This window comes from Mycobacterium sp., from assembly GCF_049281135.1.
Lineage (GTDB): Bacteria > Actinomycetota > Actinomycetes > Mycobacteriales > Mycobacteriaceae > Mycobacterium.
The window spans coordinates 1-5,972 of record NZ_JBAPRN010000009.1 but is presented as its reverse complement, the minus strand read 5'-3'; the positions used below and the strand labels follow the sequence as shown (position 1 = coordinate 5,972).

The window sequence follows — 5,972 nt, the reverse complement described above, 5'->3', positions numbered from 1 at the left end:
CACCATGCCTGCCGGGCCGCGAATCGACTCGGAGAACGCGACGATTGCATTGGCCGACAAGGGCGTTCGTTCATCGGTTGTCCGGCTGTCACCGCTGGTGCACAGCAACCTCGATCACCACGGTTTCGCCCATCGTTTGATCGGCACTGCCCGCGAAAAAGGGGTGGCTGCCTACATCGGCGACGGCTCCAACCGGTGGCCGGCAGTTCATACCCTCGACGCGGCACACCTGTACCGGCTCGCTCTCGAAGATGCTCCTGCGGGAACACGGTTGCACGGTGTTGCCGACGAAGGCGTGCCGTTCCGCGACATCGCCGGTGTCATCGGCCGCCATCTCGATGTGCCGGTCGTCAGCATTTCGCCCGAAGAAGCGCCGGGTCACTTCGGGTTCCTGGGTTTCTTTGCGTCACTGGACAATCCGACGTCCAGCACGCTGACCCGGAAAGAACTGGACTGGTATCCCGAACGGCCGGGCCTGCTGGACGACCTCGACGAGGGTCACTATTTCGCCGAGCAAGAGCACTGATGGCGACTGGCGTCGAAGCCGCTCGCGCGACATTGGGGCCAGTCGGGGTGTGCCTGCCGGGCTCGTTGACCGTCCCTTTGAATGCTGATCTGCAACGCGATGCCGTGCGGCGGTTCGACCACGCGGGTTATCGAACGGTCTGGACCAACGAGGTGCTCGGCAAGGACGCCTTCGTGCAACTCGGGGTGCTGCTCGCCGAGACCGAGCGGATGGTGTTCGGGACTTGCATCGCCAACATCTGGGCCCGGCCGGCCCAAACCATGCACGCAGCCGCCGCCCAGCTCGCCGAGGCCTACCCGGGCCGGTTCGTGATGGGTCTGGGCGTCGGCTATCCCGAGCAGGCGGCCAGTGTCGGACAGGAATTCGGCCGTCCGCTGGTCACGATGCGCGACTACTGCCAGCGGATGGACGAATCGACGTGGCCGCCGGTCCCTGATGCCACTTATCCCAGGATCATCGCTGCCAACGGTCCGAAAATGGTTGCGCTCGCCGGTGAGATCGGGGACAGCGCACATGAACACCTGTTCGCAGGCGCCGACCACGTCACGATCCTGCCGCCGCTGGGCGGCGATTTCGGTATTGGTATCGACCAGCTCGAGAAGATCGCCCCGGCCCTGACCGGACTGGGCTAACCCCGCGACGGGTTGGTGTAGACGCGGACCGGCGTGATCAATACCGCGGTGCGACGTTCTTCGCGCATCACCCGGTCGTAGGTCTCCCAGTCGTCGTGGGTCCCGCCGGCCGCGGTGAAGATCTCGCGAAGCATCAACCGCAGCCGCTCGGCGTCGACCTCGGGGTGCGGGTCGTCGGGCCCGATCAGCTGGGCCGTCCCTTCGACGGTGGCCCACTGCCAACCACTGCGGGCGGTGACGGTGGTGCGCGGATCGGCGCGCAGGTGGGCCAGCTTGCGGGCGCCGCCGATGGCTACCAGCCCGACGACCGGCTCGTTGGTCAGCGGGTGCGGTAAAACGCCGGCGTTGACCACCGACGCCTGGGCGCTGCCGTCGCGGCGCAACGTGGAAAATACGACAAGCCCCTGGTCGGCGGCGGCGAGCTTCTCGAAGGCGGGCAGGTCAGTCATGGTGCGGGATCCTTTCCGGGTCGTTGCCGTATTTCAGCCCCGGAGCGCCGCGTTCCATTCCCGACCTGCGGAAAGTGTTGCCGTGCAGCGCTACTCGTACTCCACCACGACCGACGGAGTGTCGGGAACCGCCTGGCAGGTCAAGATGTAACCGTCGGCGATCTCGTCGTCCTCGAGCACGTCGTTGGTGCGCATGGTGGCGGCGCCCTCGACGAGCTTGGCCATGCAGGTCCCGCAGTTACCGGCCTCGCAGCTGAACGGTGGCGACAGGCCCGCCCGCCGTGCGGTCTCCAGCAGCGTCTCCCCGGCGACCCGCGGCACCGAGGCCTTCTTGCGCTCCAGCTTGATGGTCACCGTGCCACCCTGTTCAGCGCCGCCCTTGGCGGCCGCGGGTGCGGGCGTCTTGACCGGCGGCGACGCGTCGAAGTCCTCGACGAGGACGGTCGCGCCCTCCGGCAGCGCGGAGCGCACCACGGTCATGAATCCCTCCGGCCCGCAGACGTAGCAGTCGGCATCGGTATCCGCGCCGACGAATTTCTCGACGCCGGCCGAATCCAGCAGCCCGTGCTCGGCGTCGATATTCCGGTGCATCGAGAACCGGCCGGGGTATCGCTCGACCAGATCGTCGATCGCGGCCTCGAAGATCACCGAGGCCCGGTCCCGGTCGGCGCACAGAACCCGCACCGTGCGGTCGGTGCTCGCGAGGGCGCTCTTGGCCAGCGACAGGATTGGTGTAACACCGCTGCCGCCGGCGAAAGCCAACAACGGAGCCGGTGTAGACCCCAACACGAAGGTTCCGGCGGCCCGCGTCATGGTCAGCTCATCACCCTCGACGACGTTGTCGATGATCCAGTTCGACACCTTGCCGCCGGTCACCCGTTTGACCGTGGTCATCACCTCGGTGTCGGTCTCCGGCGCGCTCGACATCGAATACGACCGGTACAGCTCCTCGCCGTCGACCGTGACCTTGAAGGTGCAGAACTGTCCGGCGCGATAGGAAAACGGCTGCTCTTCGGGGGCGAGCACGTAGGTACGGCTGTCGGCGGTCTCCTTGACGATCCGGGTCACCGTGGCCCGATGGAACACGTGGCGCTCCGCCATCCCGGCCCCTTCCACACTTTGCGTTCTTCCCTTCAGAGAATACTATTCTCTCAAAACGATAGGATGTTCTCAATGTCTCCGACGGCGCTGGTATTCGAGGAGCGGCATTACACGCTGCCGCAGCTCGAGGCGTTGGCGGACGGGCTGGCCGCAACGTTGCGCCGGCGCGGCGTGACGGCCGGCGGGCGGGTCGCATTGATGGCGTCGAATCGTCCGGAGTTCGTCGTCGCCCTGCACGCGATCTGGCGGCTGGCCGCCGTCGTGGTGCTGATCAGCCCGGCGTGGAAGCGTCTTGAGGTCGAGCACGCGCTGGCGTTGACGAACCCGTCGCACGCTGTCGGCGACCATGAGGTGCTGTCGAGTCTCATGCCGATGTTGCATCTCGACGAAGCCATCGTCGCGGGCGAACCAGAGTTCGGCGACGCTGCTGCGCCGGATGCCGATGCGGTATTGGCGTTCAGCTCAGGTACGACAGGTCTCCCGAAAGCGGTTCGGCACACGCATCATTCGCTACAGGTCGCCGTCGGGCATTGGCGTGAGGCGATGGGTTTGACTGCCCGCGATCGCATTCAGATCGCCACGCCGCCGTCGCACATTCTCGGATTGCTCAACATCATGACGGCGCTGCAGACCGGTGTCTGGATGCGCCTGCATCGCCGGTTCGACGTGCAGCGCATGTTGCAGCACATCCAAGACGATCGGATCACCGTCGAGATGGCGGTCGCGCCAATCGCTTTGGCCATCGCCTCGAACCCGCATCTTGAGTCCTACGATCTCTCGTCGCTGCGTTTCATCATGTGGGGAGCGACGCCGGTCAGCGCCAGCGTCGCCGAGACCGTCACCCGTCGAACCGGCGTCGGGTGGGTTCCGGCGTACGGGACCACCGAGTTACCGGTGATCGCCTGCAACCCGCTCGATGACGCCCGGCTCGACTCCGTCGGCCGGCCGGTACCGGGCGTGCAGGTGCGAGTGGCGTCATTGGAGACCGGCGAGCAGGTCGGTCCGGGTGAGATCGGCGAGATCCAGGCGCGGGCCGATTCGCTGATGGCCGGCTACCTGCCGTGCGAAGCGACGCGAGAAGTCTTGTGCGACGGCTGGTATCGGACTGGTGACGTCGGCCACCTGGACGCCGGTGGCTGGCTGCGGATCACCGATCGGTCCAAAGAGATGATCAAGGTGCGCGGCTTTCAGGTCGCGCCCGCCGAGATCGAAGCCGTGCTGCACGGTCATCCCGCCGTCGAAGACTGCGCGGTGTTCGGTGTCCCCGACGACGCGGACGGGGAGTCGATCGTCGCTGCGGTGGCAGCCTGCGAGCCGGTCGACGCCGCCGAGCTCACCGCGCGAGTCGGCGAGAGTCTCGCGTCCTACAAACGTCTGAGTCGTGTCGTGTTCGTGCCCGAAATACCTCGGTTGCCTTCCGGAAAGGTGCTGCGCCGAGTTCTCAAGGAGCGTTATGGATGTACGTCTGACCGCTGAACAACAACAACTGCGTGACGCGGCCGCGAAGCTATCTGATGACCTCGGGCCGGGATCGGTGCAAGACCTCGCCGACGACGGGCGAATCGGCAAGCTCGACAAGCAGATCCAGCAGACCGGCTGGCGATCGCTGCGCTCCGACGGCGCCTCGGGCGTGGAAGTGGCCATCGTCGCTGAGGAGTTCGGCCGCGGATTGGTCGACGCCCCGTTCCTCGGTCCGGTGCTCGCGGACGATCTGGCCCGGCAAGTCGGCGACGACGGCTCCGGGTCGACGATCGCGGTGAACGGTCACGCGATCGACGCGAGAGGCTACCGGCGTGCGTTGATGTTGGAGGGCGCGGCAGTGTCAGCCATCGAGGTGGGCGTTGCTCGCGATGCGGTCGACCTGACCAGGGCCGCGGCGGATGTCAATGGAACGGCGACCGCCGTCGGCGATCTGGATTCTGACGCCGTCCAACGATGGCAGGCACTCGCGCTGGCTACCACGTCGGCGGATCTGGTCGGCACCGCGCGCGGTGCGCACACGCTGACGTGTGATTACGCGAAAATCCGTGAGCAGTACGGCAAGTCGATCGGCTCCTATCAGGCCATCGCACACCTGCTCGCCGAAAGCCTGGCCCTGATCGAGGGGTCGGTGAGCATCTTGCGGCACGCCGCCTGGGCGGTCGACGAGTTGGACCCAGCCGAGGCGATCCGCGCCGGCCGGTTCGCCAAGGTTTACTGCGCGCGGGCCGCGCGCACGGTGTGCGAGACCGCCATTCAGGTGCACGGCGGCATCGGCAATACCTGGGAGTGCCTGGCACACGTGTACCTGCGCCGGGCGCTGACCTCGACGCAATTGTGGCCCGTCAAGCTGGAGGAGATCAACATTGGACTTCCGTGACTCGCCCGACGAAGCCGCTTTCCGGGATCGGCTGAGATCCTGGCTCTCTGTGCACGCCAAAGAGTTTCCAAGCTCAGGTGACGAATATTGGGCCCGGCAAGGCGAATGGCACAGTGCGCTCTACGAGGGCGGCTTCTTCGGGCTGTCCTGGCCGCGGGAGTACGGCGGGCAGGAATTGCCCCCAGTCTATGACGTCATCCTCGACGAAGAGCTGGCCCGCGCCGAGGCGCCGCCGCGGCCCAGCCTGGGCTATCTGGTCGCCGGTCTGAGCCGGCATGGCAGCAAGGAGCTGTGCACTCGCTTTCTGCCCGGAATGATCAACGGTTCCGAGCGGTGGTGTCAGGGTTTCAGCGAGCCGGGGTCGGGCTCCGATCTCGCTTCGCTGACGACGACCGCCACCCCTGAGGGCGACAACTACGTCATCAACGGACACAAGATCTGGACCAGCTACTCCGACGTCGCGGACTGGTGTCTGCTGCTGGCTCGCACCGATCCCGAAGCCAAGCGGCACCGGGGCATCTCGGCATTCATCATCCCGATGAAACAGCCTGGCGTGCAACAGCGTCCGCTGCAGATGATCAACGGCGTGACCACCGAATTCGGTCAGGTGCTCTTCGACGGTGCGACGGTGCCGGCCGAGAACATGGTGGGCGCCCCCGGCGAGGGATGGCCGCTTGCCATGACAGTGGTCGGTCATGAGCGTGAGCCGTCCACGCTGGGCTACGCGGCCCGTTACGGCAAGTTGGTTCGCCAGCTGGCCGCGCGCGCCGGTGGTTCGGCGAATGAGGAACTCGCCTGGGCGGCCGTACAAACCGAGATGTTGACGCATCACGTCCGGCGGCGGCTGTCCGAACAACTCGACGGGGTGACGCATACCTCGGACGGATCTCTGGACAAGTTGCTGA

The 5,972-nt window shown here is 66.2% G+C and carries 6 protein-coding genes and 1 pseudogene; 5 read left to right on the top strand and 2 right to left on the bottom strand.

Annotated features, from left to right (window positions below):
- Positions 1–526 (top strand): annotated as a pseudogene (locus WAN02_RS00235) (3-beta hydroxysteroid dehydrogenase); the annotation flags it as partial.
- Entirely contained in the window at positions 526–1,158 is a 633-nt protein-coding gene (locus tag WAN02_RS00230; RefSeq protein ID WP_422261688.1) for an LLM class flavin-dependent oxidoreductase, read from the top strand. The pseudogene WAN02_RS00235 and the gene WAN02_RS00230, both read left to right, overlap by 1 nt.
- Here WAN02_RS00230 and WAN02_RS00225 read toward each other — a convergent pair.
- Both WAN02_RS00225 and WAN02_RS00220 read right to left on the bottom strand, forming a co-directional pair.
- Positions 1,155–1,607, bottom strand: coding sequence for a TIGR03618 family F420-dependent PPOX class oxidoreductase (locus WAN02_RS00225; protein WP_422261686.1), 453 nt, complete (start codon positions 1,605–1,607; stop codon positions 1,155–1,157). The genes WAN02_RS00230 and WAN02_RS00225 overlap by 4 nt on opposite strands.
- Positions 1,608–1,697: 90 nt before the next feature.
- Positions 1,698–2,708: a 2Fe-2S iron-sulfur cluster-binding protein gene (locus WAN02_RS00220; protein ID WP_422261684.1), complete on the bottom strand. Its 1,011-nt coding sequence runs from the start codon at positions 2,706–2,708 to the stop codon at positions 1,698–1,700.
- A 72-nt stretch (positions 2,709–2,780) separates the two neighbouring features.
- On the opposite strand from WAN02_RS00220, the gene WAN02_RS00215 reads away from it, so the two are divergent.
- The 3 genes from WAN02_RS00215 to WAN02_RS00205 form a co-directional block, all read left to right on the top strand.
- Positions 2,781–4,184: a class I adenylate-forming enzyme family protein gene (locus WAN02_RS00215; RefSeq protein WP_422261682.1), complete on the top strand. Its 1,404-nt coding sequence runs from the start codon at positions 2,781–2,783 to the stop codon at positions 4,182–4,184.
- The gene (locus tag WAN02_RS00210; protein WP_422261680.1) at positions 4,162–5,067 is read left to right on the top strand and encodes an acyl-CoA dehydrogenase family protein; all 906 of its coding nucleotides are present in this window, start codon (positions 4,162–4,164) and stop codon (positions 5,065–5,067) included. The genes WAN02_RS00215 and WAN02_RS00210 overlap by 23 nt, the downstream gene beginning before the upstream one ends.
- Positions 5,054–5,972: acyl-CoA dehydrogenase family protein (locus WAN02_RS00205; protein WP_422261678.1), on the top strand; the 919-nt coding region annotated here is incomplete at its 3' end. The genes WAN02_RS00210 and WAN02_RS00205, both read left to right, overlap by 14 nt.

Coding starts and splice junctions, on each gene's coding strand:
- WAN02_RS00230 (WP_422261688.1), top strand. CDS start 526: ATGGCGACTGGCGTCGAAGCCGCTCGCGCGACATTGGGGCCAGTCGGG.
- WAN02_RS00225 (WP_422261686.1), bottom strand. CDS start 1,607: ATGACTGACCTGCCCGCCTTCGAGAAGCTCGCCGCCGCCGACCAGGGG.
- WAN02_RS00215 (WP_422261682.1), top strand. CDS start 2,781: ATGTCTCCGACGGCGCTGGTATTCGAGGAGCGGCATTACACGCTGCCG.
- WAN02_RS00210 (WP_422261680.1), top strand. CDS start 4,162: ATGGATGTACGTCTGACCGCTGAACAACAACAACTGCGTGACGCGGCC.
- WAN02_RS00220 (WP_422261684.1), bottom strand. CDS start 2,708: ATGGCGGAGCGCCACGTGTTCCATCGGGCCACGGTGACCCGGATCGTC.